Below are 2,778 nucleotides of genomic sequence, written 5' to 3'. Positions count from 1 at the left end.
CGGCTGTCCTGTCGCAGCGAGGTGCGCGTTTCTGGCGCCGGTGATGGCCCGAATCCAGGCCGCCCCCGCCGATCCGATACACTTGGAACGCTTGCCACTTGTATGAAGCTCGGGGCGCCGCTTGCGGCGCCCCGTTCATAATGAACGAAGGAATATCGAGTGCCCGATTACAACATCCTCGAACTGATCGACCGCGCGCGTCCCAATCTGCGCCGCGGCAGCCGGCAAGTGGCCGAGTACATTCTTGCAAACCTCGGTTCCATCTCCGATATCAACCTCGCCGAACTCGCGCGCAACGCGAAGGTGAGCGAGCCGACCGTGCTGCGTTTTTGCGCGTCGCTCGGCTGCAGCGGCTTCAAGGACTTCAAGATTCGCGTGGTGCAAAGTCTGGCGCTCGGCGCGCCCGCCACGCATTCAGTGCTCGGTAAAGGCGATGATCCGGAAACCGTCGCCACCAAGATCTTCGACTACACCATTACGAGCCTTGACTGGGCGCGCAAGAAGCTGGATTTTGCGGCCGTCGGGCGCGCGGTCGATCTGCTGGCGAAGGCGCGGCGTATCGAGTTCTTCGGGTTCGGTGCATCGGGCATTGTCGCGCTGGACGCGCAGCAGAAGTTTCCGCTCTTCGGCGTGCCGTGCGTCGCGCATCAGGATTCGCATCAGCAATTCATTGCAGCGTCGATGCTCAAACCCGGCGATGCGGTCGTTGCGATTTCCAATACGGGATCGACGCGATCATTGATCGAAGTCGCAAGGACCGCTAAGGAACGCGGCGCGAGCGTGATCGTGATCACGGGTTCGAATAGTCCGCTGACGAGCTTTTCGGATGTCGCCGTGATAGCCGAAACGCTGGAAAACACAGACGTCTATACGCCGACGACTTCTCGCCTTGCCGCGCTCGTGATCATCGATATTCTTTCCACCAGCGTCGCGTTGCGCAAGGGCGAAGCGCACACCCTCGAAGTGCTGGACATGAAAAAGCGCCTCGCCGATATGCGGTCTACGGGCGTGATCTGAGTTGAGGGGACGGATCAGGGCGTGTTAATAATTCTGTGCTGCCAGGTAAAGCCGCGGATACGGGTGGAACTGCGGCGGACAATCGGCATGAATGACGCCTTTTCGTCGAGCATCTCTATGCTTCGCGCATTCTGTCCGAACACTTCTCCTGTCGGATCAAGCAGTTCCGCCGTTTTTCAACTCGCTACGACAGACTCTCAGAACGCTTCTCTCATTTGTTGCGCTCGCAATCGCCTTCATCTGCATATGCTGATTAGCAACACGCACTAGGTTTCATTCATCACCCAAGCTTTTGCTCAAACGTTTACCACTTCTCTGCCCGCTCTCGTTACTTCGCAGTGCGATCAACACCCAATAAGATAAATCCGATTTAGTTAAAACCGTTGTTTTCGGCTCCGGCTGATAGCAAGTTTTAACTCGGATGGTTCACCTGGCGTTATGTTGTCGGTCGTTAAAAATAAGCGATACAAAGCGACCGGATGAATAAAAACAACTACCGGCTGGTCTTCAGCCGACTGAGAAACATGCTGGTGGCCGTCGAGGAAACCGCCACGGCAACGGGTAAGGAAGCGGGACAGAGTTCGGTACGCAGCGGGGAATCACATAGTGCGAATTTCACGCTGCGACAGATCGCGTTTGCTGCTCTTGTGTTACTTGGCGTGCTCCCCTCGTGGTCGAGCGCGCAAATCGTTCCGGGTGGTGCTAACGCACCCGGCGTCATCGCCACGCAAAACGGACTGCCTCAGGTCAACATCAACCGGCCATCGGGCGCCGGTGTTTCGATGAATACCTACGGCCAGTTCGATGTTCAGAAGAACGGCGCCATCCTGAACAACTCGCCGACCATCGTGCAGACGCAGCAGGCGGGCATGATCAACGGCAATCCGAACTTCGGTCCCGGTCAGTCTGCGCGCGTCATTGTCAATCAGGTGAACAGCAGCGCGGCGAGCCAAATCAATGGGCGTCTTGAGGTCGCCGGGCAACGTGCCGAGGTGGTGATCGCTAATGGCTCGGGCATCAGCGTGAACGGTGGCGGATTCATCAACACGTCGCGCGCAATCCTCACGACCGGTTCACCGAACTTCGCACCCGACGGCTCGCTCTCGGGCTTTAACGTCACGCACGGCAACATCAGCGTGCACGGTGCGGGACTGAACGCGGCGGATATCGATCAGGTGGATCTGATTGCACGTGCTGTGCAGGCGAACGCGGCAATCTATGCGAAGAATTTGAACGTCGTGACAGGTGCGAACAGCGTCAACCATGACACGCTCAATGCGACGCCTATCGCCGGTGAAGGGCCCACCCCGGGCGTGTCTATTGACGTGAGTAATCTGGGTGGAATGTACAGCAATCGTATTGTTTTAGTTGGGACTGAAAACGGCGTAGGGGTGTCAACTAAAGGCGTGCTTGCCGCACAGGCCGGCGATCTGATACTCACGACACAGGGCAAGCTCGTCCTTGCCGGACAGACCAACGCGAGCGGCAATATGGCGCTGTCCGCACGCGATGGCATCGAGAACAGCGGTACGACTTACGCGCAGCAGAATGTCTCGGCGACCACATCGGGTGCGCTCACGAATAGCGGCGTGCTCGCCGCACAGCAGAATACGACGGTTCATACGGGAAGCATTGCATCGACGGGCACGCTTGGCGCGGGTGTGAATCCCGACGGCACGATTGCCAATGAGGGTGATCTATCGATAAGCGCCAGCGGCGCGATCACGGCAACCGGGCAAAACGAAGCCGGCGGCAATACGA

Annotated in this window: 2 protein-coding genes; both read left to right on the top strand. The window is 58.1% G+C overall.

Annotation, left to right across the window (positions count from 1 at the left end; all coding sequences use genetic code 11):
* The first annotated feature begins 159 nt into the window (after positions 1-159).
* Entirely contained in the window at positions 160-1,017 is an 858-nt protein-coding gene (locus tag ACFFAR_RS30215; protein ID WP_061999449.1) for an SIS domain-containing protein, read from the top strand.
* Positions 1,018-1,496: 479 nt separating this feature from the next.
* On the top strand, positions 1,497-2,778 hold a 1,282-nt coding region (locus ACFFAR_RS30210), incomplete at its 3' end, for a filamentous hemagglutinin N-terminal domain-containing protein (protein ID WP_375509116.1).

This window comes from uncultured Caballeronia sp., from assembly GCF_964243625.1.
GTDB lineage: Bacteria > Pseudomonadota > Gammaproteobacteria > Burkholderiales > Burkholderiaceae > Caballeronia.
Note: the sequence above shows the minus strand (reverse complement) of the source record. Positions and strands in the feature narration are given on the sequence as shown.